Raw genomic sequence first — 20,443 nt, 5'->3', positions numbered from 1 at the left:
GGCAATCCCCCGATGACGATCTTCACCCTCGCCCAGCGCGCCATGTCGGCCCAGCTGGTGCGTATGAACGCGGCGGCCTCCAACCTCGCCAACGCAGGCAGCGTCGCGGCCAGCGAAGAGGATGCCTACAAGCCGATCCGCGCGGTCTTCGCCGAGGACTTCGACCGCGCGAGCGGCTTGGCCAGCGTCGACCTGCGCGGCGTGGTGCGCGAACAGGCCGCGGCACTGCGCGAGCACACCCCCGATCACCCTCTCGCCGATGCCAACGGCGACGTCTGGGCCGCCCCGGTCGATGAGAACGCCGAGATGGTCGAGATGCTCGAGGCCTCGCGCCAGTACCAGAACCTGGTCGAGGCCCTCTCCACCACCAAGCAGCTCATGCTCGAAACGATGAGGCTCAAATGACCGTCACCGCACTCAACGCCGCCACGGGCACGACCGCCTCGTCGGCGAGCGCCAAGACCTCGCTCTCCGATCTCGATCAGGGCGACTTCCTCAAGCTGATGCTCGCGCAGATGCAGCAGCAGGATCCGTTCAACCCGACCGACCAGACCGAGATGCTGGCGCAGATGGCGCAGTTCTCCTCGCTCGCCGGGACCACCGAGATGGCCGACACGCTCAAGACCATCTCGGCCAAGCTCGACACGCTGGTGAGCGCCGAAGCGGCAACCGGCGAGGCCCTCGCGTCCCTCACCGCCCGGCTTGCCGCCAGCACTGCGGCCGAGCCCGCCTGACCCCTTCGCACGGAGACCCCGACCATGTCCTACTATACCTCGCTGACCGGCCTGAAGAACGCCCAGACCGATCTCAACGTGATCTCGCACAACATCGCCAACGCCGAGACCTCGGGCTTCAAGAAGAGCTCGACCGCCTTCGCCGACATCGTCTCGGCCTCGATCCTGACCGACCCGGCGCTGACCACCGGCATCGGCGCGCGGGTGAGCGCGATCAAGCAGGAGTTCTCGCTCGGCCCGATCGAGCAGACCGGCAGCGCGCTCGACCTCGCGATCAACGGCGAGGGCTTCTTCACCGTGGTCTCCCCGCTTTCGGGCCAGACCCAGTACACCCGCGCAGGCTCGTTCACCGTCGATGGCAACGGCTACATCAGGAACGCGCAGAACGCGCGGCTGCAGGTCTACCCGGTCGATGCAACCGGTGCGATCACCTCGACGACGACGCTGCAAGACGTGCAGATCCCGGCGACCAACACCGCGGGCGAGGAATTTGCGGGCGTCACCATCAATTCGAGCGGGCAGGTCATCGCGACCTATGCCGATGGCGAGAACGACATCCTCGGCGTCGTCGCACTGGGGACCTTCATCGCCCCGACCGGGCTCAAGCAGCTGGGCAATGCCAGCTGGCAGGCCTCGGGCACGTCGGGTGCGGCAAGCTACGGCCAGCCGGGCACCGGGCTGTTCGGCGCGCTCATGGCCGGTTCGATCGAACGCTCGAACGTCGACATCGCCGAGGAGCTGGTCTCGCTGATCACCGCGCAGCGCAACTTCCAGGCCAATGCCAAGGCGGTCGATACCGCGACGCAGATCTCGCAGACGATCATCAACCTGCGCAACTGAGCCTGACCGCCGGACGCAGGACCCGAGGAACCGGACATGGACCGCCTGATCTACACCGCCCTGTCGGGCATGGCCAACTCGATGACCTGCGAGCGCGTCATCGCCAACAACATGGCCAATGCCCAGACCATCGGCTTCAAGGCCGAGATCCTCAACGCCACGCCGATGACGCTGGAGGGACCGCAGGTCGAAGTACGCGCGCTTTCGAGCGCCGAAGTGCGCGGCGCCTCGATGAAGGACGGCGCGGTGGTCGATACCGGCAATCCGCTCGACGTCGCGCTGAGCGGCGATGCGATGCTGGCGGTGCAGGCGAGCGACGGCGGCGAGGCCTATACCCGGCGCGGCGATCTCTCGATCACCGTGACCGGCGTGTTGCAGAACGGCGAGGGCCTGCCGGTGCTGGGCGAGAACGGCCCGGTCACCCTGCCCCCCGGCGGCAAGGTGACGATCGCCCCCGACGGCGCCGTGCTGGTCAAGGACCCGGCGACGCCCGAGGAACCGCCGCAGCGCATCGACCGGCTGCGGCTGGTCTCGACCACCGGCTCCGCGGTGGTCAAGCAGCTGGCCGGCCAGTTCCGCGTGCCCGGCGGGGCAGGCCAGCCCTTCGGCGTGCTCCCCGCCGACGAGAACGCGCGGCTGATCCCCGGCGCGCTCGAGCAGTCCAACGTCAGCCCCAGCGAAGTCCTCGTCGAGATGGTCGCGGCACAGCGCCTCTTCGACATCCGCACCAAGCTCATCGACACCGCCCGCCAGCTCGACGAGGGCGGCGCGCGGCTGATGCGCATCGAATAGAATTGAGCACAAGGAACAAGGCCCATGCCCTCATCCGCCCTTCAGGTCGCCCGCACCGGGCTCGAAGCCCAGGACACGCGCATGCGCGTGATCGCCAACAACCTCGCCAACGTCTCGACGACCGCGTTCAAGCGCGACCGCGCCAACTTCGCGACGCTCGCCTATCAGGATGCGCGCGTGGCAGGCGCGCAGTCCTCGAACGAGACCAGCTACGCCATCGGCCTCAATCTCGGCACCGGGGTGGGCGTGCAGTCGACCTCGCGCATGGAAGTGCAGGGATCGCTGCAGATGACCGGCAACAGCCTCGACCTTGCGCTGGACGGCGACGGCTATTTCCAGATCAGCCTGCCCGGCGGCCAGCTCGCCTATACCCGTGCGGGCAACTTCAGCCGCACTGCCGAGGGGCTGCTGGTGACCAGCCAGGGCTATGCCGTCCAGCCGCCGATCACCATTCCCGAGGACGCGACGACGATCTCGATCTCGGAGGACGGCACCGTCTCGGCGCAGCTTGCCGGGCAGTCGGACCCGACCCAGCTGGGGCAGATCACCATCGCCAGCTTCACCAATCCGCAAGGGCTGCAGGCGGCCTCGGACAACTTCATGCTCGAGACCGGGGCAAGCGGCCCGGCGCAGATCGGCATCGCGGGCGAGCAGGGCCGCGGCCACATCCGCCAGGCCATGCTCGAGGCCTCGAACGTCAACGTGGTCGAGGAACTGGTCGACATGATCGAGACGCAGCGCGCCTACGAGATCAATTCGAAGATGATCTCGGCGGTCGACGAGATGCTGCGCAACGCCAACCAGACGCTGTGACGGCGATGGGCAGCCCTCGTCATCGTTGCATGGCCCCGGAGGCGAGGCATCCGGCACGATCCCCTGTCGTCGCCGGGTGTCTCGCCAGCCTTCTGGCCATGGTCCTCGCCTTCGCGCTCGCCGCCAGCCCGGCACAGGCGCGCAAGAAGGAGCCGAAGCCGAGCAGCTTCGAGCCCAGCCTGCCGGTGCGTCCCGCCGATCCGGGCGCTGCACCGGCCAGCGGCAGCATCTTCGCGGCAGCGGCAGGCTACGCCCCGCTCTATCGCGGCACCCGCGCGGGCGCGGTGGGCGATCCGGTGACCATCGCGCTCGTCGAGACGACCAGCGCCTCCAAGTCGGTCAATTCGAAAAGCCAGAAGGGCGGCGCGGGCGGCATCGTGCCGCCGAGTGCCGGGCTGCTCTCGTTCCTCAACCCCAATGCCCTTAACGCAAGCTCGTCCTCGTCGTTCAATGGTCAGGGAAGCGCGGCGCAGACCAGCGCGCTCGCCTCGACGCTTTCCGTCACCATCGCCGAAGTGCGCAGCAACGGCACCGCGCTCGTCAGGGGAGAAAAGACAATGCTGCTCAGCCAGGGCGACGAATGGATCCGCTTTTCGGGGATCGTGCGCCTCGCCGACATCGACGCCGACAATGTCGTGCCCTCGACCCGCGTCGCCGACGCCCATGTCGAGTACTCGGGCAATGGCGCGCTCCAGCGAGCCAGCAGGCAAGGCTGGCTTGGCCGCTTCTTCAACATGATCTCGCCGTTCTGATGGAACCGCGCAGCCGCCTCCCGCTCGCCGCGTGGCTCTACCGCGCCGCCTCGCTGCTCGTCGCCGCGCTGGTGGCGGCGCTGACCGCGCTCTCGCTCGCCCTGCCCGCGCCCGCCCGCGCCGAGCGGGTGCGCGACCTCGGCCAGTTCCAGGGCGTGCGCTCGAACCAGCTGACCGGATACGGCGTCGTCGTCGGCCTGCCCGGTACCGGCGACGACAATCTCGAATACCTCACCCAAGCGATGAAGGGCGTTTCGGGGCGCATGGGGCTGACGCTTCCCGCCGGGATCTCGCCGGGGCTGAAGAACGCGGCCGCGGTCATGGTCACCGCCGAGCTGCCCGCCTTCGCCAAGCCGGGCCAGCGCATTGACGTCACCGTCTCGACCATCGGCAAGGCCAAGTCGCTGCGCGGCGGGGCGCTGATCCTCTCGCCACTCTACGGCGCGGACGGGCAGATCTATGCCATGGCCCAGGGCAACCTCGCGGTCGGCGGGCTCGGCATCTCGGCCAACGACGGCTCCAACCTCACCGTCAACGTGCCCACCGTCGGGCGCATCGCCGACGGCGCCTCGGTCGAACGCGCGGTGGCGACCGGTTTCGACCATGCGCCGACGCTGCGCTGGAACCTGTTCAATGCCGACTTTCTCACTGCCTCGCGCATCCGCGACGCGATCAACCGGCGCATTCCGGGCACCGCCACGGTCGAGGATGGCGTGACCCTCGCGCTGACCCTGCCGGTCGCGAGCGACGCGCGCGCGAGCATGATGGCCGCGATCGAGATGATCGAGGTCGCCCCTGCCGAGACCGCCGCAAAAGTCATCGTCAACTCGCGCACCGGCACGGTGGTGATCAATTCAGCCGTGCGCCTCTCGCCCGCCGCGATCAGCCACGGCAAGCTTACGGTACGCGTCGACGAGGCGCCGATGGTCGTCCAGCCCGCCCCCCTGAGCCAGGGCCAGACCGCCCTTGAACAAAGTTCCACCATCTCCACCGAGGAAGAAAGCCGCGCGGTCGCGCTGTTCGAGCCGGGCGCTTCGCTGGCGCAAGTGGTCGATGCGCTCAACATGCTGGGCGTGACCCCGTCCGACCTCGTCGCGATCCTCGAGGCGCTCAAGCAGGCCGGTGCGCTCAAGGCCGAAATGGTGATCATATGAGCCTCGCGCCTCTCTCCCCTGCGAGCGTTCCTGCCGCGCTCGCGCTCGCGCCGGGCAGCGGCATGACCTCTCCGCAGGCCACCGAAGGCATGCAGTTGCACGCCGCCGCGCAGCAGTTCGAAGCGATCTTCGTGCGCCAGATGCTCGCCGCCGCGCGCCAGACCAGCTTCGCCCCCGAGGGACCGTTTTCGGGACAGGCAATCGAGACCTTCCGCCAGATGCGCGACGAACAGTTTGCCGACGTGGCGGCGCGCAGCGGGGCTTTCGGTCTTGCCAGCGCGATCGAGGCGCAACTGGCGCGCTTCGTTCCCGCATCCGAGCAGAAGGAAGGCTGAGCGATGTCTTCCGACCTCATCTCGATTGCGCGCAGCGGCACCCGCGCCGCGCGGGTCGCGCTCGACGTGACCGCCAACAACATCGCCAACGCCTCTTCCGAAGGCTACGTGCGCCGCTCGGCCTCGCTCACCGAGATCGCGGTCAGTTCGGTCTCGACGGTTCCGAGCGCAATCAACCTCGCGGGCGTCCACGTCACCGGGGTGGTGCGCAATGCCGACCTGTTCCGCCAGTCCGAAGTGCGCCGCACCGGCGCCGACGCCGCACGTGCCAATGCCGAACTGCAGGGTCTGGAGAACGTCGAGGCGGCAATCGAGCAGACCGGCATCTACACCAGCATCGTCGACCTCGAGGCCGCCTTCCAGCAGCTGCTCTCCGATCCCACCGACGGCTCGCTGCGCGCAGCTGCGCTCGAGAAGAGCCGCAATGTCGCACAGACCTTCAACGTCACCGCGCAGAGCCTCGACGCGGTAGGCGAAGGCCTGCGCTTCGAGGCGCAGGACGGGGTCGACGAAGTCAACCGCATCGCCGCCGAACTGGCACGCGTAAACCTGCGCCTGACCCGCAGCGCCGACCTCTCGAGCGACCAGACCGCGCTGTTCGATCAGCGTGACAAGCTGCTTCAGGATCTCTCCCGACATGCCGACGTCTCGACCGGCTTTGCCGCCGATACCGGGGTCGTCACCGTGAAGCTCGGCGGTTCGGCGGGCCCGGCGCTCGTCGATGGCGGCGCTTCGGGCACCCTCGCGATGGCTAAGGCTGCCGACGGAACCGTCTCGTTCACGCTCGACGGCAATGCCCTTGCCGTGAGCTCGGGCGCGCTTGCGGGCAAGGGACAGGCGCTCGCCCAGCTCGCGAGTTCGCGCGCGGGGCTCGATGCCATCGCTGGCGATCTCGTCACCACGATCAACACCGTGCAGACAGGCGGCGTCGACCTTGCCGGCAATGCGGGCCAGCCGCTGTTCTCGGGCACGGGTGCCAGTGACATCGCGCTCGTCGCGACCAGCGGCAACGCCATCGCGACCGCCCCCGCGGGCGCCGGGGCGAACAGCCGCGACACCGCCAACCTCGTCGCCCTGCGCGCGGCGATCGCCGCGGCCAATCCGGCCGGCGCCATCGACGGCGTGCTGTTCGAGGTCTCGAGCGCGGTCGCGGCAAGGCAGGTCACCCGCGATGCGCTCGAATCGATCGCCAGCACCGCGCGCGTCGCGCTTCAGGCGCAGGCGGGGGTCGATCTCGACCAGGAGGCGGTCAACCTCGTGCGTTTCCAGCAGGCCTTCCAGGCCAATGGCCGGGTCATCCAGGTGGCCTCGGACATCTTCGATTCCATCCTGGCCATCCGCTGAGGTTTCCCCCGTGCCGATCCTCTCCACCAGCACCAGCGCCTTCTACGAAAGGGCGCGCGGCGACATGAAGACGCTGCGCTCGCATGCCGAGAACCTGCAGAAACAGCTCGGCTCGGGCCAGCGCCTGACCCGCTCCTCGGACAACCCGGTCGCCGCCTCGCGGCTGCGCGGATTGGCCCGGCTCGAGGCGCTCTCGGCGATCGATACCGCCAATGCCGACCGCGCCAGCGCCGACCTGACCCTGGCCGACGCGGCGCTGAGCGACATCGGCGATGCACTGGTGCGCGCGCAGGAACTAGCGACGCAGGCCGCCAGCGCGACGCTCAACGACACCCAGCGCAAGGCCATCGGCGAGGAACTGGCGCAGATCCACGCGACCCTGTTCTCGCTCGCCAATGCGCGCGATTCCAACGGCCATGCGCTGTTCGGCGGCGAGACCGGGGGCGATGCCTATGCGCTCGATGGCAGCGGCAATGCGCTCTACGTCGGCACCAATGCCACCGGCAGCCTGCCGCTGGGCGAAGGACAGAGCGTGCCGCGCGCAATCACCGGGCCGCAGGCTTTCGCCTTCACCGACGGCGGCGGCAGTGCGACCGACGCCATGGCCGTGGTCAAGACGCTCGCCGATGCGCTGAAGGGTGCCGCCGCCGATCCCGCCGGGGCCGCGCGCGACGCACTCGCTTCGCTGCAGTCCGGGCTCGACACGGTGACCACTGCGCAGACCGTGGTCGGCACCCGGCTCGTGTGGATCGACATCACCGACCAGCGCCGCATCGACCTGCAGGAACTGCGCTCGGCCGAGGAGGCCGAGATCGGCGACACCGATCTCGCGCTGACCATCGCCACCCTGCAGGAAACCCTCACCGTGCTCGAGGCGAGCCAGGCCAGCTTCACCAAGCTCGCCGGGCTCAGCCTGTTCGACCAGTTGCGCTGAGCGGCGATCCCCGGGCCGCCCCGCGCCCGGACCTCGACAAGGAACCGAGAAGAGATGTTCGCGATCATCGGCGTCGTCATCCTGCTGGTGATGGTCTTCGGCGGCTTCGCCATGACCGGCGGTGCGCTCGGGCCGGTCATGCACGCGATCCCGCACGAGATGTTGATCATCGGCGGCGCGGCGGTGGGCGCGGTCGTCACCGGCAATTCGATGCACGAGCTGAAAGCGCTCGGCGCAGGGATGGCCAAGGTGTTCAAGGGCCCCACCCACAACAAGCAGGACCACATCGACGCGATCATCCTCACCACCCGGCTGATGAAGATCCTGCGCTCCGAAGGCCCGGTGGCGCTCGAGAGCCACGTCAACGAGCCCGCCTCCTCCTCGCTCTTCGCCGAATTCCCGCGCATCCTCGCCAACCACGCGCTGACCGGCCTGATCTGCGACACGCTCACGCTGATCGTGGTCTCCTCGGGCACGCTCGAGGTCCATGCCGTCGAGGACGTTATGGACAACGCGATGAAGACTCACTTCCACGAATTCCACGAGCCCCAGCACGCGATCCAGAATCTCGCCGACGCGCTGCCCGCCCTGGGCATCGTCGCCGCCGTGCTGGGCGTAGTGAAGACGATGGGCTCGATCGACGAGCCCCCCTCGGTACTGGGCGAGATGATCGGCTCGGCGCTGGTCGGCACCTTCATGGGCGTGCTGCTCGCCTACGGCATCGTCGCGCCGATGGCCGGGCGGCTCAAGCAAATCAACGACCAGGACGAGATGATCTTCCACTGCGTCAAGCAGGTGATCATCGCCAGCCTCCACGGCTGGCCTCAGCCGCTGGTGGTCGAGAGCGCGCGCTCGGGCCTCGGCCACGCCTTCCGCCCCGGCCTCTCCGAGCTGCTTGACGCGATGCGGGGCCGCTAGGCGTGGCCAAGAAGAAGGACGAGCCGCTCCCGCCGATCATCGTCAAGAAGGTGACGGTGGTCGAGGGCGGCCACCACGGCGGTGCCTGGAAGGTGGCCTATGCCGACTTCGTCACCGCGATGATGGCCTTCTTCCTGCTGCTGTGGATCCTGGGCGCCACTACCGAGAAGCAACGCAAGGGCATTGCCGACTACTTCACCCCGACGCTGGTCCAGACGCGCAACAAGTCGGCGGGTTCGGCGGGCGGACTCCTCGGCGGCTCCTCGATCACCGATGCCGACAACTACCCGCACGCCATGGGCCAGACCGGCACCAAGACGCTGACCATCCCTCGCGACACCACAGGCGGTGCCAAGGAGGGCGGCTCGAAGGTCAAGCGCACCGCGCGCGCCAAGCAGTCGCTCGAGGAAAAGCTGCGTTCGAGCGAGCGGCTGCGCCGTCTCGCCAAGCAGGTGCGGCTGGTCGACACCACGCAAGGCGTGCGCATCGACCTCGTCGACGATGCAGACTTCTCGATGTTCCGCCTTGGCACCACCGTGCTCACCCCCGATGCTGCCGAACTGCTCGGCGCGATCGCGCAGGCCGTCGCGCCCGACGGCGGCGGGCTCACCATTCGCGGCCATACCGATGCCCTGCCCTTCCTGCCCGGCACCGTGGGCAACAACTGGTCGCTCTCCGCCGGACGCGCCGAGGCCACCCGCCAGGCGCTGCTGCGCGACGGCATCGGCGAAGACCGCTTCCGCCGCATCGAGGGCGTCGCCGACAAGGAACTGCTCATCCCCGCCGACCCCAACGACCCGCGCAACCGGCGTATCTCGATCACCGTACTCGATTGAGACCGGCATGCCTAAGGGGCGGTGCCGGCCTTCCCCGAATTGACTCAGCGCGACAAGTAAGGCGATGCGTTACAATGTCGTGAGGTAGCCGATCAGCGCACCACATACGATTGCCAACGCAACCCACTTCGAAAGTGCGACCAACCAGTCACGATTGGCCGCCCGCTCGCGGCGCAAGCGGTGCGCCTTGCTCTCGCGGATTGGCACAGCCTTGAACGGCTTCTTGAAACCCATAGCTGCCCCTGACCTCCAGCCTGTCTCCTCGGGCACAGTATCAAAGTCAGACGCGCAGTCCGCCCCAAAAGAACGCAAGAAAGGGCCCGGCGGTCTGGGGAAGCAACCGCCGGGCCCGTGATGCGGCCCGCGCGCCTTTGCGCGGGCCGGTGGTCGTGCCGTCTCGATCAGCGCAGCAGCGAGAGCACGTTCTGCTGGCTCTGGTTGGCCTGCGCGATCATCGCGGTCGAGGCCTGGCTGAGGATCTGCGCCTTGGCCATCTGCGTGGTCTCGCTCGAGTAGTCGGCATCCTCGATGCGCGAGCGTGCGTCGGAGAGGTTGGTGACGTTGTTGGTCAGGTTGTTGATCGCCGACTCGAGGCGGTTCTGGCCGGCACCGAGCGCGGCGCGGGTCGAGTTGACGTCGGCCAGCGCGAGATCGACGTTGTCCATCGTCGTCGTCGCCAGCGCGGAAGTGGTAACGTCGAGCGCGGTGCCCAGGTTCGCGCCGTTGATCGCGGTCGAGGTGAGCGTGATCGTCTCGCCCGAGTTCGCACCGGTCTGGATGTCGAAAGTGACGTCGGTGCCCGAGGTGGTCGAGAACAGCGCGTTGCCGTTGAACTGGGTCTGGGTCAGCACGTCGTTGATCTGCTCGGTCAGCGCGGTGACTTCGGACTGCATCGCGGTGCGGTCCGAGGCCTGGTACGTGCCCGATGCCGACTGCACCGCCAGCTCGCGCACGCGCTGGAGCATGTTCGAGACTTCCGAAAGGCCACCCTCTGCGGTCTGTGCGAGACTGATGCCGTCGTTGGCGTTGCGGATGCCCTGGCTCATGCCCTTGATCTGGGCGGTCATCGAAGTGGCGATGGCAAGCCCTGCGGCATCGTCCTTGGCCGAATTGATGCGCTTGCCGGTGGACAGCCGCTCCATCGCGGTGCCCAGCATCTTGTTGGCCATGTTCGAGGCGTTCGAAGCCTTGATGGCGCTGATGTTGGTATTGATGACAGACATTATGGTAGCTCCCGTTTCATGTCCCGAAGTCCGGACAGCAGCACCGGCCCATCCGGCACGGCTGTCGGACCCTAGACCGGCACGGCGCGGGCAAATTTAAGCCCTCGCACCGAGAGTTTGCGCGTGATCGCAAACGGGTGCCGCTTCGCATTTGCAAACAATTGCAGCCCGAGGGGCCACAAATCCGCGCACCGCTTCGGAAAAAGATCGTCGACTACGCAAGGCTACGGGGACGGGGGTTCTCAAAAGATTGGCCCTTTCGCCCCGATACCAAGGCTCGAGAACGCAATTGGTCGTCTGGGGAATTTCAAGCTCATGGCAGGTCCGTCGAACACGCCGCAAACGAAGGCCAATCACGAGGCCCTGGTGCGCCGCGCCGCGGCGATCGCGGGCTCGCTGCACAGACCCGGCAGCGTCGATATCCGCGATGCCACCGAGACGGGCGTGCCCAGTGCGCGCAAACGCCTCGTGCGCCTTGCACGCGGGCCCGCGCCGCTGCTCGCGCGCGAGGGCAACGCGCTCGAGCTGACCTACCGCGACCCGGTGAGCGAGACCGCGCTGGCGATGCTGCTCGCGGCCATGGCCGGGCCCGAGGACCCCATCGCCGCCGACCCCGAAAGCCTCTCGGTCTTCGCACTCGCCGAACGCATCGCCGCGAGCGACATTCCGGTCCTGATCAACGGGCCGACCGGGACCGGCAAGGAAGTGCTCTCGCGCTTCATCCACGCGCGCAGCCCGCGCCGCGAAGGACCGTTCATCGCGGTCAACTGCGCGGCGATGCCCGAGACCATGCTCGAGGCGATGCTCTTCGGTCACCGCAAGGGCGCGTTTACCGGCGCGACCGAGGCGAGCGAGGGGTTCATGCGCGCAGCCGACGGCGGCACCTTGCTGCTCGACGAGATCGCCGAGATGCCGCTTGCGCTTCAGGCCAAGCTGCTGCGCGCGCTGCAGGAGCAGGAGGTCGTGCCGATCGGCGCGACGCAGGCGATCAAGGTCGACGTGCGGGTGATCGCCTGCGCCAACCGCGACTTGCCCACCGAAGTGGCCGAAGGGCGTTTCCGGGCCGACCTCTACTACCGCCTCAACGTCTTCCCGCTCGCGCTCAGCCCGCTTCATGCGCGCCCCGACGACATCGCCCCGCTCGCCTTCGCGATGGCGCTGCGCCATGTCGCCCCGCTTGCCGGGCAGCGCATCGCGGTGCCCTGCTTCGGCGAGCCTGCGCTGGCGATGCTCAAGCTGCACAGCTGGCCGGGCAACGTGCGCGAGCTGGAGAACGTGGTGCGCCGCGCGCTGCTGCTCGCGCTCGACAGCGAGACGATCGCGCCCGCGCACATCGTGTTCGACAGCCCGGCCCGCCTGCTCGCGCCCACCACGCCTGCCCCGGCACTGGCCCAGGTTGCCGAGGACACAGCGCCGCGCCGTCTCTCGAGCATCGTCCAGATGTCCGAGGCGCGCGCCATCGCCGAGACACTCGCGGCCTGCGGCGGCAACCGCCAGCGCACCGCGCGTGCGCTGGGCATATCCGAGCGCACCTTGCGCTACCGGCTCGCCGCGATGCGCGAGGCCGGTATCCCGATTGACGGCACTGCGGTGCACGGCCACGAGCTCGCGAACGGCGAACGCGCCGCCGGAGGGCGCAGGTGAGCAGTGTCACCGCGATTGCCGGCAGCTCCGCCGCCACTGGCGTGACGCAGGGCAGCATCGGCGCGATCATGGACATGCGCCGCCAGATCATCGCGCGCAGCGAGACCTTGCGCGCGATCCACGCGCCGCAGACCACGGCTGCGGCCACCGGCACGCCCGGTTCGGGCACGCCCGCCCCCGGCTTCGCCGACACGCTCAAGTCCGCGCTCGATGGCGTCAACGCCGTGCAGACGCGCGCCGAGAACCTGTCGGTCGCCTACCAGAAGGGCGAAGTGACCGACGTCGCGCAAGTCATGCTCGCGCGGCAGGAGGCGGGTATCGCCTTCGAGGCGACGATGCAGGTGCGCAACAAGCTGCTCAACGCCTATCAGGACATCATGAGGATGGGGGTCTGATCGGCCATGGCTGACCTCGTTCCCGCGACGGCCTCGCCGCCCGCTCGAACCGGAGCCGGCGCGAGCCCCTTCGCGGTCCTCTCCGATCCCGACGGCGGGCCGATCCTGACCCGCCTTTCCGCCTTCGCCGCGCAAGGTGCTGTGCGCCGGGTGATCCCCGCCTTCGTCGGCATCGCCGCCATCGGTGCGGCGCTGCTGGCATGGAACACCGTCGCGCCCGATCCGCAGCGCGTGCTCTACGCCCAGCTCGACGATGCGGGCCGCGCCAGCGTCGCCGCCGCGCTCGATCAGGCCGCGATCGCCTATCGTATCGACAATGCCACCGGCGCGCTGACCGTGGCCGACGGCGACTTCTACCGCGCGCGGATGCTGGTCGCCTCGGACGGTGCGCTGGCGCTGCCCGAGAGCGGGACGCAGATGCTTGACAGCCTGCCGATGGGCGCCAGCCGCACGCTCGAGGGCGAGCGCCTGCGCGCCGCGCGCGAGGCCGACCTGCAGATGACGATCCGCGAGATCGACGGCGTCGAGGCCGTGCGCGTGCACATCGCTGCGGGCGAGAAATCGGTCTTCGTGCGCGACAACGTCGCTCCCAGCGCCTCGGTCATGGTGCGCCTCGCACGCGGGCGCAGCCTGTCCGAGAGCCAGGTCGGCGCGGTGGTCAACCTCGTCGCCGCCTCGGTACCCGGCCTCGCCCCCGAGGCGGTGCGGGTGGTCGACCAGCACGGGCGCCTGCTCTCGCAAATGGGCGGGATCGACAGCGACCGGCTCGACCTGCAGGCGCGCATGGAAGCCAAGCTGCGCGAACAGGTCTCGCAGCTGCTCGCCCCCGTCCTTGGCGAAGGCAACTTCTCCTCCGAAATCCAGGTCGAGCTCGACATGGACGAGGTGACCTCGGCGCGCGAGAGCTACGACAAGGACGGGGTGGTGCGCTCCGAAAGCCAGCAGCAGTCGCAGACCAGCGCCGGCGGACAGGCCGTGGGCGTGCCCGGCGTGCTCGCCAATACCCCGCCGCCTGCGACACAGGCCCAGCCGGGCGCGCCGCAAGGAACGCCCGGTGCACCCGGTGCCGCAGGTGCCGCCTCACCACCCACCAATGGCGAGAGTTCGTCCAGCCGCACTTACGAGCTGGGCCGCGAGGTCTCGGTCTCGAACCGGGGGCCGGGTCGCATCCGCCGCCTCTCGGTCGCGGTGGCGGTCAGTGCCGAGGCGATGAAGGGCGCCAATGCGCGCAAGATCGCCGACATCGAGGCACTGGTCGGCGCGGCGGTCGGCGCAGACACGCAGCGCGGCGACGTGGTCAAGGTCGTGGCGCAGGGCTTCGAGCCGGTCAGCGATGCTGCCCTGCCCTTCTACGAGACCGGCTGGTTCGCGATGGCGGTGCGCTATGGCGCGGCGCTGCTCGCGGTGCTGCTGGTGCTGCTCATCGGCGTACGCCCGGTGATCCGTTCGATCCGCGGCGACAAGCCGGCCAAGGGCAAGAAGGCGAAGAAGAGCAAGCCCGCCGCCGATGAGGAGGACGAGGCGGAGGACGACGATGGCCTCTCCACGTCCGGCGCTGCAGCTCTCTCGGCCAGCGCGCAGGTCGCCAGTCTTGCGCAGGACGCAGGCGATGACGGCATGCCGATCAGCCGCGCCGAACTGCTCGAACGACAGGTTCGGCTGGCGCGCGGCCTCGTCGCCGAGCGGCCCGAGAACGCGGTCGAGGCGCTGCGCCAGATGCTCAGCGCGCCCGAGCCCGATAGCGAGGCAAAGGCTGCGTGATGAGCGAGAACCTGCCTGTCGCCTGGGCTGCCGCGGACAATGCCGCGGTGATGATGATGCTGCTCGACGATGCGCAGACCAGCCGCATCCTCGCCGAGCTCGATCCCGAGGAACTGCGCCTCCTGGGCGAGCGGATGTGCGCGCTGGGCGAGATTGGCCCCGATGCCATTGCCGGTGCGATCACCGGCTTCATCGAGCGCACCGAGGACCTTGGCATCACCGCGCACGGCCGCATCGCGCAAGTGCGAACGATGATGCAGCGCGCGCTGGGCGAGGTTAAGACCGAGAATCTGATGCAGCGCATCGTGCCGCCCGATGCCCCCCGGCGTTCGATGCTCGAACTGGCGCGCTGGCTCAATGCCTCGGCGCTCGTCCCGCTGCTGCGCGGCGAGCATCCGCAGGCCATCGCGGTCCTGCTCGTCCAGCTCGATCCTCAGGTCGCGGCCGAAGTGCTTGCCGCGCTACCCGCTGGCGAGCAGTCCGAGATCGTCCAGCGCGTCGCCACGATCGGCCCGGTCGCCCCGCAGGCGATCGCCATGCTCGAGGAACTGCTCGCGCGGCGCATCACCGAATGCCACGGCGCACGTCCGCTCCAGCTGGGTGGTCTGCGCGAGGCCGCCGAGATCATCAACGGCGTCGGCAAGGTCACCGAGAAGCGCGTGATGAGCGAGATCGGCAAGCGCGACAAGCCGCTCGCCAAGCGGCTCGAGGAGGAGATGTTCAAGTTCGAGCATCTCTTCGTGCTCGAGCCGCAGCAGATGGGCGTGCTGCTGCGTGACGTCGCCAGCGACACCTTGATCGACTCGCTCAAGGGCATCGACGAGGAAGAACGCGACTGCTTCTTCCGCGCCATGTCGAGCCGCGCCGCCGATGGCGTGCGCGACGAGATCGCCGCGCGCGGGCGCACCCGCATCGCCGACGTCGTCGCCGCGCAGAAGGAAGTCGTCGCGATAGCCCGCAAGCTCGCCGCCGAAGGTGCGATCGTATTCGGCTCGGGAGACGACGAATATGTCTGACCTGGGCTTCGCAATGAACCGCAGCGGCGGCGAGCCGGGTGACGGCGGCGGCTTCAGGCTGCTAGACCGGCTCAATGGTGCAGGCGGTTTCAGGCCCGACCAGCGCTATGGCGGCGAGCCTGTGTCCCCGCAACGAAGCGCACAGGAACCTGCCGCGCCCGAAGAGGAGCCCGATGCGCCCGACCCTGTCTCGCAGGCCTATTCGGACGGCTTTGCCGCAGGGTTCGAGCAGGCCGCGCGACAGGCCGAGATCGCGCACGATGCCGACACCGCTGCGCGCGAGGGCCTGCGCCTCGCCATCGCCCGGCTCGACGGCGAGCTGGAAGAACGCTTGCGCCTGCGCCTGCGCGAGACCGTCGCCGCCTTGTGCGAGAGCGCCATCGCCCCGCTCGCGCTCGACCGCGATGGCCTCACCCGCCGCATCGCGCGCGCCGTCGCCATGCTCCAGCGCGCCGACGACGAGCGCGTGATCCGGCTGCATCCCGAAGACCTCGCGCTCGTCTCCCCGCGCCTCGCCAGCGAATGGACGGTGCGCGAGGACCCGCGCATGGAGCGCGGCACGATCCGGGTCGAGACCGCCAGCGGCGGGGTCGAGGACGGCCCCGCGACGTGGCGGCAGGCAATCACAGAGGCGCTCCACGACTGCTGACCTCAAGGAGGCGCGAAAGGCCCGCCATGCTCGAATTCCTCGACCCGATCCTCGCCGAACTGGGCGAGGAACCCATCGACCTCGCCCCGCGCCGCTTCGGCTACGTGACCGCCTGCGACGGAGGGCTGCTCGAGGTGAGCGGGCTCTCGGTGCCGGTCGGTGCGATGTGCCGCGTGGTGGACCCTCGTGCCCGCACGCTCAGCGCCGAGGTCATCGGCTTTCGCAACGGGCGCACGATGATGATGCTACTGGGCGACACCATCCTCTTGCGTCCCGGCGCAAGGGTCTGCCCGGAAGGAAGACCGGGGATGCTGCCGGTGGGCGATGCCTTCCTTGGCCGCGCGGTCGACGGCGAGGGCCAGCCGATCGACGGCGGGCTTGCCATACATACCCGCGCGGAATGGCCCGCAGGCGGGGTGCGCACCTCCGCGCTCGACCGCAGCCCGGTGCGCGAGCGCTTCGATACCGGCGTGCGCGCGCTCAATGCCCTGACCACGTTCGGGGTTGGCCAGCGCATCGGGGTCATGGCCGGTTCGGGCGTCGGCAAGTCGGTGCTGATCGACATGATCGCGCGCGGCGCGGCAGCGGGGCGCACCGGCGCCGAAGTCGTCATCGTCGGCCTGATCGGCGAGCGCGCGCGCGAAGTCTCCGACTTCGTGGAACGGCACATGCACGCGCAGGCAGCGAGCGGACAGGCCCGCCCGCGCACGGTGGTCGTCGCCGTGCCCGCCGACCATGCCCCCAACCTGCGCCTGCGCGGTGCAATGCTGGCAACCGCCATGGCCGAGCACTTTCGCGCGCGCGGGCAGCGGGTCCTGCTGATCATGGACAGCCTCACCCGCGTCGCCCATGCCGCGCGCGAGATCGGCCTGCTGCTGGGAGAGCCCGGCGCGGCACGCGGTTACCCGCCCTCGGCGCTGGCCACGATCACCAAGCTGGTCGAGCGCGCGGGCAATTCGGCGGCCTCGGGCGGCTCGATCACCGGGCTCTACACCGTGCTCGCCGACGGCGACAACCAGGACGACCCGGTAGTCGATACCGCGCGCTCGATCCTCGACGGGCATCTCGTGCTCTCGCGCGAGCTGGCGCAGCGCGGGCAGTACCCGGCAATCGACATCGCCGCCTCGCTCAGCAGAGTGATGAACGACATCGTCAGCGCCGAACATCAGGCACGCGCGCGGCGCTTTCGCGCGCTATGCGCCAGCTACGAGGCCAACCGCGACCTCGTGCTGATGGGCGCCTACCGTGCCGGTGCCGACCCGCAGCTCGACACCGCGATCGCGATGCACGACGCGCTCACCGGGTTCCTGTGCCAGCCGGCGGACGAGCTGGTCGGCCTCGAGGAAAGCGCCGCGCAGTTGGCCGCCCTGCTCGACGCCCGGCCATGACCGGCGCGCACAAGCGGCTCGAGCGCCTGCGCCGGCTGGAAAAGGTGCGCGCCATCGCCCGGCAGAGCGCCGCGCTCGAGGCTGCGCAGGCGGAAAGCACGCTCAAGCAGCTCCACGCGCTCAGCGACCGCACCCGTAGCCTCGCCGAGAGCTATGGTGCGCGGCGCGGTGCGCGCGACGGTGCCGCGCTCGGGCAGCTGGGGCGCTTCGTCACCGGGCTACAGGCCATCGCGCAAAGCACCGCTGGCGATGCCCTTCGCGCACGTTCCATCGCCGATGCCAAGCAGCAGCAGCTGGCCGAGGCAGAACGCCGCCGCGCCGCGAGCCAGGAGCGGGCCGAACTGCAGGAACGCATGATCGCCAAGGCCGCGCAGCCGCTCGTGCTGGGCGCCCGGCGCGCATCTGGCACGGACCTTGAATAGCCCGGACTACGCAAGACGAGGTTTCCCGCAAGATGATCCCAGGTTCTCCGCAGCTCCCCGCAGGCACTCCCGGCACGAAGTCTCCCGACAGTTTCGCGGCCCTGCCCGGCAATTCGCGCGGGTCTGCGGGAACCGGGCCATCCGCAGCGTTCTCGGCGCTTCTCGATGCCGCGGCCACCAGCCCCGCACCTGCCAGCGATGCGCCCGCCACTACGGACGCGAAGGCGGCTGCACCGGCAGGCACAGCGCCCCTGAACGGCAAGCTGGAGGCGGCACCCGGCAAGATCTTGCCGCCGGGCATGCCTGCCTTCGACAAACGTGGCGCGAGCGCGCGCAACCTCGCGGCGTCACCCGCGTCGCCAGACTTCGTCATCGGCGAGGCTGACGCCCTTACCTTCAAACCTCGCATCGCAAGTGATCCGGCGGCTGGACCCGGCTTCGCATCGGACAGCCTTCCCGCGTCCGATAAGTTCCTTGCCTCGCCAGACCCTGCTCCTGAGGAAGCAGAGGCGGCCCCGGATGGCGTGCCCATCGCGCCCATGGTCCTGCCCGCTCTTCCCGTCCCGCCGCTGCCCGCCCCGGTTACCGAGAGCACGCGCGCTGCCCTCGATGCCGGGCGGGCAGCGGTCCCCGTTCTTCCGGCGAACGCTGCGCCACAGACAATGACGCATTCCTCGAGCGCACCCACCGCAAGCGATCCGGCACAGGTCCTGCGCGCGGTGGAAAGCGCCGCCCGGCTGGCCCGGCTCGTCTCCTCCGGTTCTCCCGCCAGCATGGAGCAGGTGCTCGGAGACCTTCCGCAGACACCAGCATCAACTCCCGCCGCGAAGCCCGCTTCGCCGAGCGACGCGCGAGGGCTGGCGGAACCGGACGCAGCGCTGCCATCCGTGCCTGCAATCGCCCGCCCGACAGCGAAGGGCGCCGTGCCCGTCATGCTCGGCCCGGTGACGCTGGTGGCCGTCAACGACGATGCACCGTCAGCGCCGCCCGAACTTGCTGCCAAAGCGCTCAGCGCCCCAACGCTCGATGGCCCGATGCCTGCCAGACTTTCCAAGGGCGAGGACGAGGCGGGCGAGACCTTCGCCGCCGCGCGCACGATGGCACCGCCGCGTGACCCGGCTGCCGCACCCGATCGAGCACCGCCACTTTCGCGTGCCTGGCAATCAATCGTGCGCGGGGCCGCGCTCGAGCAGGAGGCCGACATTCGCGTAACCCGGCCGAACGCCGCCAGCGTGCCGCAGCCGGGCAGCGACGGGGCACCGGGCCCCATCGCGGTGGCCGATGCGCCCTCATCCATCAGCAACATCGCGCTCGCGAGCGATGCCGCGCTGCTTCGCGCAGGGGGCGATCCGCAGGCGGTTCGCGGCCCGTCTGCTGCGGAAGCGGTACAAGCGCCGCATGACTTCGCACGCCTCGTCGCGCGGCTCGACGAAGCGCGCGAGGCCGGGGGCACGCTCGGCGTGCAGACCTCGCTGGTCCATGCCCAGTTCGGGCACGTCTCGCTGCGCCTGCGACCCGAGGAAAGTGGCATGAGCGTGACGCTCGCAAGCGCCGACCCGGAATTTGCAGGCGCGGTCATCGCCGCAGCACAGACAGGCGCCAGCATTCCTGCCGCGTCCTCGCTCCAGCACGAGCCAGCGCGCGAGGGCACGCAGAGCACCCTGCACCAGCAAGGCGCTGGCCAGAGCCAGAGCGGGTCCGAGCAAGGCCCGCAGCAACGCGAGAGCGGCGCGAATACCGGCGATCGCGCGCCCCCGCGCCAGCGCTCGCAAGGTCGCGAGGGGAACAGCGCGGCACCGCAAGCGGCACCAGCTGCGCACGACGCCTCCACGCAAAACGGCATCTACGCCTGAGCAGCACGCGGCACCTGTCCGACATCAGGGGAACTAGTCAGCGATGAGCGACAAGAAGAACAAGGACGAAGGCGGCGATGCGCCCAAGGGCAAGGGCAAGCTCGGGCTGATCCTCGTCGCGGTGGGCATGCTCGTCGTCGGCGGGGGCGGCGCAGCGGGCGCGATGATGTTCCTGGGCGGTGGCCACGAGGAAAAGAAGGAGCACGGCCCGCAGCTGATCCGCAAGGGCGAGGAAGACCCCTATGCCCCGCCCGCAGCCGAAGGTGAGGGCGAGGAAGGCGGCGGCGCCCATGTCGATGGCGATGGCGGCGACGAGTACCGCACCGCCTACTATACCTTCGCCGACGAGTTCACGTCGAACCTCAAGGATTCCGACGCCCTCGTCCAGCTCGCGCTCGCCTGCTCGACCCGGCGCGACGGGCGCGTGCTGATGTGGGTCAAGAAGCACGAGCTGGCGATCCGCTCGCAGATGCTGGCGGTGATCGCGGATACCCACGAGGACGACATGTACACCATCGAGGGCAAGGATCGCCTGCAGAAGCGGCTCACCGCGACGATCAACAAGGTCCTCAAGACCAAGGAAGGCTATGGCGGCGTCGACGCGGTCTACTTCCGCAGCCTGATCATCCAGTGAGGCCGC

General features: G+C 69.3%; 23 protein-coding genes. 21 read left to right on the top strand and 2 right to left on the bottom strand.

The features are described 5' to 3' along the window. Positions 1-12 precede the first annotated feature (12 nt). Genes flgC through I5E68_RS04080 form a run of 12 tightly spaced genes read left to right on the top strand, consistent with a single transcriptional unit; the run spans position 13 to position 9,452 of the window. Positions 13-405 carry a flagellar basal body rod protein FlgC gene (gene flgC / locus I5E68_RS04135; protein ID WP_370463726.1) on the top strand — a complete coding sequence of 131 codons (393 nt, stop codon included), beginning with the start codon at positions 13-15 and terminating at the stop codon, positions 403-405. Next, positions 402-734, top strand: coding sequence for a flagellar hook assembly protein FlgD (locus tag I5E68_RS04130; protein WP_197161016.1), 333 nt, complete (start codon positions 402-404; stop codon positions 732-734). The genes flgC and I5E68_RS04130 overlap by 4 nt, the downstream gene beginning before the upstream one ends. Before the next feature lie 24 nt (positions 735-758). Then, positions 759-1,574, top strand: a complete 816-nt coding sequence (locus tag I5E68_RS04125) for a flagellar hook-basal body complex protein (protein ID WP_197161014.1) — start codon at positions 759-761, stop codon at positions 1,572-1,574. A gap of 36 nt (positions 1,575-1,610) precedes the next feature. Then, complete coding sequence (locus I5E68_RS04120) at positions 1,611-2,366, top strand: flagellar basal body rod protein FlgF (protein WP_197161013.1); 756 nt, start codon at positions 1,611-1,613, stop codon at positions 2,364-2,366. A gap of 24 nt (positions 2,367-2,390) precedes the next feature. Beyond that, positions 2,391-3,179, top strand: a complete 789-nt coding sequence (gene flgG, locus I5E68_RS04115; RefSeq protein ID WP_197161011.1) for a flagellar basal-body rod protein FlgG — start codon at positions 2,391-2,393, stop codon at positions 3,177-3,179. A gap of 29 nt (positions 3,180-3,208) precedes the next feature. Next, entirely contained in the window at positions 3,209-3,931 is a 723-nt protein-coding gene (locus I5E68_RS04110) for a flagellar basal body L-ring protein FlgH (RefSeq protein WP_197161009.1), read from the top strand. Continuing rightward, positions 3,931-5,085 carry a flagellar basal body P-ring protein FlgI gene (locus I5E68_RS04105; RefSeq protein WP_197161007.1) on the top strand — a complete coding sequence of 385 codons (1,155 nt, stop codon included), beginning with the start codon at positions 3,931-3,933 and terminating at the stop codon, positions 5,083-5,085. Before I5E68_RS04110 ends, I5E68_RS04105 begins: the two co-directional genes overlap by 1 nt. Beyond that, positions 5,082-5,420, top strand: coding sequence for a rod-binding protein (locus tag I5E68_RS04100; protein ID WP_197161005.1), 339 nt, complete (start codon positions 5,082-5,084; stop codon positions 5,418-5,420). The genes I5E68_RS04105 and I5E68_RS04100 overlap by 4 nt, the downstream gene beginning before the upstream one ends. Before the next feature lie 3 nt (positions 5,421-5,423). After that, entirely contained in the window at positions 5,424-6,764 is a 1,341-nt protein-coding gene (gene flgK / locus I5E68_RS04095; RefSeq protein WP_197161003.1) for a flagellar hook-associated protein FlgK, read from the top strand. Positions 6,765-6,774: 10 nt separating this feature from the next. Further along, on the top strand, positions 6,775-7,698 hold the full coding sequence (locus tag I5E68_RS04090) for a flagellin N-terminal helical domain-containing protein (RefSeq protein WP_197161001.1): 924 nt from the start codon (positions 6,775-6,777) through the stop codon (positions 7,696-7,698). A gap of 54 nt (positions 7,699-7,752) precedes the next feature. Further along, the gene (gene motA / locus I5E68_RS04085; protein ID WP_197161000.1) at positions 7,753-8,616 is read left to right on the top strand and encodes a flagellar motor stator protein MotA; all 864 of its coding nucleotides are present in this window, start codon (positions 7,753-7,755) and stop codon (positions 8,614-8,616) included. Between the two features lie 2 nt (positions 8,617-8,618). Continuing rightward, positions 8,619-9,452, top strand: coding sequence for a flagellar motor protein MotB (locus I5E68_RS04080; protein WP_197160999.1), 834 nt, complete (start codon positions 8,619-8,621; stop codon positions 9,450-9,452). Positions 9,453-9,521: 69 nt separating this feature from the next. On the opposite strand, the gene I5E68_RS04075 is transcribed toward I5E68_RS04080, so the two are convergent. Both I5E68_RS04075 and I5E68_RS04070 read right to left on the bottom strand, forming a co-directional pair. Next, positions 9,522-9,686, bottom strand: coding sequence for a hypothetical protein (locus tag I5E68_RS04075; protein ID WP_197160998.1), 165 nt, complete (start codon positions 9,684-9,686; stop codon positions 9,522-9,524). Between the two features lie 167 nt (positions 9,687-9,853). Continuing rightward, positions 9,854-10,675 carry a flagellin N-terminal helical domain-containing protein gene (locus I5E68_RS04070; RefSeq protein WP_197160997.1) on the bottom strand — a complete coding sequence of 274 codons (822 nt, stop codon included), beginning with the start codon at positions 10,673-10,675 and terminating at the stop codon, positions 9,854-9,856. 315 nt (positions 10,676-10,990) lie between these two features. On the opposite strand from I5E68_RS04070, the gene I5E68_RS04065 reads away from it, so the two are divergent. The 9 genes from I5E68_RS04065 to I5E68_RS04025 are packed head-to-tail and all read left to right on the top strand — an operon-like array spanning position 10,991 to position 20,437. Next, positions 10,991-12,319: a sigma-54 interaction domain-containing protein gene (locus I5E68_RS04065; RefSeq protein WP_197160996.1), complete on the top strand. Its 1,329-nt coding sequence runs from the start codon at positions 10,991-10,993 to the stop codon at positions 12,317-12,319. After that, positions 12,316-12,714, top strand: coding sequence for a flagellar hook-basal body complex protein FliE (fliE, locus tag I5E68_RS04060; RefSeq protein ID WP_323982083.1), 399 nt, complete (start codon positions 12,316-12,318; stop codon positions 12,712-12,714). Before I5E68_RS04065 ends, fliE begins: the two co-directional genes overlap by 4 nt. A 6-nt stretch (positions 12,715-12,720) precedes the next feature. After that, complete coding sequence (gene fliF, locus I5E68_RS04055; protein WP_197160995.1) at positions 12,721-14,475, top strand: flagellar basal-body MS-ring/collar protein FliF; 1,755 nt, start codon at positions 12,721-12,723, stop codon at positions 14,473-14,475. After that, positions 14,475-15,491 (top strand): flagellar motor switch protein FliG, encoded by a 1,017-nt coding sequence (locus tag I5E68_RS04050; RefSeq protein ID WP_197160994.1) that lies wholly within the window; start codon positions 14,475-14,477, stop codon positions 15,489-15,491. Before fliF ends, I5E68_RS04050 begins: the two co-directional genes overlap by 1 nt. After that, positions 15,484-16,140: a FliH/SctL family protein gene (locus I5E68_RS04045; protein WP_228726814.1), complete on the top strand. Its 657-nt coding sequence runs from the start codon at positions 15,484-15,486 to the stop codon at positions 16,138-16,140. Before I5E68_RS04050 ends, I5E68_RS04045 begins: the two co-directional genes overlap by 8 nt. Before the next feature lie 26 nt (positions 16,141-16,166). After that, a complete protein-coding gene (locus I5E68_RS04040) occupies positions 16,167-17,528 on the top strand; it encodes a FliI/YscN family ATPase (RefSeq protein WP_197160993.1) in 1,362 nt (453 codons plus the stop codon). Then, entirely contained in the window at positions 17,525-17,950 is a 426-nt protein-coding gene (locus tag I5E68_RS04035; protein WP_197160991.1) for a hypothetical protein, read from the top strand. Before I5E68_RS04040 ends, I5E68_RS04035 begins: the two co-directional genes overlap by 4 nt. A gap of 32 nt (positions 17,951-17,982) precedes the next feature. After that, positions 17,983-19,803: a hypothetical protein gene (locus I5E68_RS04030; RefSeq protein ID WP_197160989.1), complete on the top strand. Its 1,821-nt coding sequence runs from the start codon at positions 17,983-17,985 to the stop codon at positions 19,801-19,803. A 43-nt stretch (positions 19,804-19,846) separates the two neighbouring features. Continuing rightward, positions 19,847-20,437 carry a flagellar basal body-associated FliL family protein gene (locus I5E68_RS04025; RefSeq protein WP_197160987.1) on the top strand — a complete coding sequence of 197 codons (591 nt, stop codon included), beginning with the start codon at positions 19,847-19,849 and terminating at the stop codon, positions 20,435-20,437. Positions 20,438-20,443 lie beyond the last annotated feature (6 nt).

It is taken from the genome of Novosphingobium aureum (assembly GCF_015865035.1).
GTDB classification, from domain to species: domain Bacteria; phylum Pseudomonadota; class Alphaproteobacteria; order Sphingomonadales; family Sphingomonadaceae; genus Novosphingobium; species Novosphingobium aureum.
The sequence above is the reverse complement of the archived record's forward strand: the minus strand, read 5'-3'. Positions and strand labels throughout refer to the sequence as shown.

Bases quoted from the DNA above. Each gene is read 5' to 3' on its own strand.
- I5E68_RS04035 (WP_197160991.1), top strand. From the start codon at position 17,525: ATGACCGGCGCGCACAAGCGGCTCGAGCGCCTGCGCCGGCTGGAAAAG.
- I5E68_RS04070 (WP_197160997.1), bottom strand. From the start codon at position 10,675: ATGTCTGTCATCAATACCAACATCAGCGCCATCAAGGCTTCGAACGCC.
- flgC (WP_370463726.1), top strand. From the start codon at position 13: ATGACGATCTTCACCCTCGCCCAGCGCGCCATGTCGGCCCAGCTGGTG.
- I5E68_RS04105 (WP_197161007.1), top strand. From the start codon at position 3,931: ATGGAACCGCGCAGCCGCCTCCCGCTCGCCGCGTGGCTCTACCGCGCC.
- I5E68_RS04045 (WP_228726814.1), top strand. From the start codon at position 15,484: ATGTCTGACCTGGGCTTCGCAATGAACCGCAGCGGCGGCGAGCCGGGT.
- fliF (WP_197160995.1), top strand. From the start codon at position 12,721: ATGGCTGACCTCGTTCCCGCGACGGCCTCGCCGCCCGCTCGAACCGGA.
- flgK (WP_197161003.1), top strand. From the start codon at position 5,424: ATGTCTTCCGACCTCATCTCGATTGCGCGCAGCGGCACCCGCGCCGCG.
- I5E68_RS04025 (WP_197160987.1), top strand. From the start codon at position 19,847: ATGAGCGACAAGAAGAACAAGGACGAAGGCGGCGATGCGCCCAAGGGC.
- I5E68_RS04030 (WP_197160989.1), top strand. From the start codon at position 17,983: ATGATCCCAGGTTCTCCGCAGCTCCCCGCAGGCACTCCCGGCACGAAG.
- I5E68_RS04110 (WP_197161009.1), top strand. From the start codon at position 3,209: ATGGCCCCGGAGGCGAGGCATCCGGCACGATCCCCTGTCGTCGCCGGG.
- motA (WP_197161000.1), top strand. From the start codon at position 7,753: ATGTTCGCGATCATCGGCGTCGTCATCCTGCTGGTGATGGTCTTCGGC.
- I5E68_RS04075 (WP_197160998.1), bottom strand. From the start codon at position 9,686: ATGGGTTTCAAGAAGCCGTTCAAGGCTGTGCCAATCCGCGAGAGCAAG.
- I5E68_RS04065 (WP_197160996.1), top strand. From the start codon at position 10,991: ATGGCAGGTCCGTCGAACACGCCGCAAACGAAGGCCAATCACGAGGCC.
- I5E68_RS04040 (WP_197160993.1), top strand. From the start codon at position 16,167: ATGCTCGAATTCCTCGACCCGATCCTCGCCGAACTGGGCGAGGAACCC.
- flgG (WP_197161011.1), top strand. From the start codon at position 2,391: ATGCCCTCATCCGCCCTTCAGGTCGCCCGCACCGGGCTCGAAGCCCAG.
- I5E68_RS04120 (WP_197161013.1), top strand. From the start codon at position 1,611: ATGGACCGCCTGATCTACACCGCCCTGTCGGGCATGGCCAACTCGATG.
- I5E68_RS04125 (WP_197161014.1), top strand. From the start codon at position 759: ATGTCCTACTATACCTCGCTGACCGGCCTGAAGAACGCCCAGACCGAT.
- I5E68_RS04050 (WP_197160994.1), top strand. From the start codon at position 14,475: ATGAGCGAGAACCTGCCTGTCGCCTGGGCTGCCGCGGACAATGCCGCG.
- I5E68_RS04130 (WP_197161016.1), top strand. From the start codon at position 402: ATGACCGTCACCGCACTCAACGCCGCCACGGGCACGACCGCCTCGTCG.
- I5E68_RS04100 (WP_197161005.1), top strand. From the start codon at position 5,082: ATGAGCCTCGCGCCTCTCTCCCCTGCGAGCGTTCCTGCCGCGCTCGCG.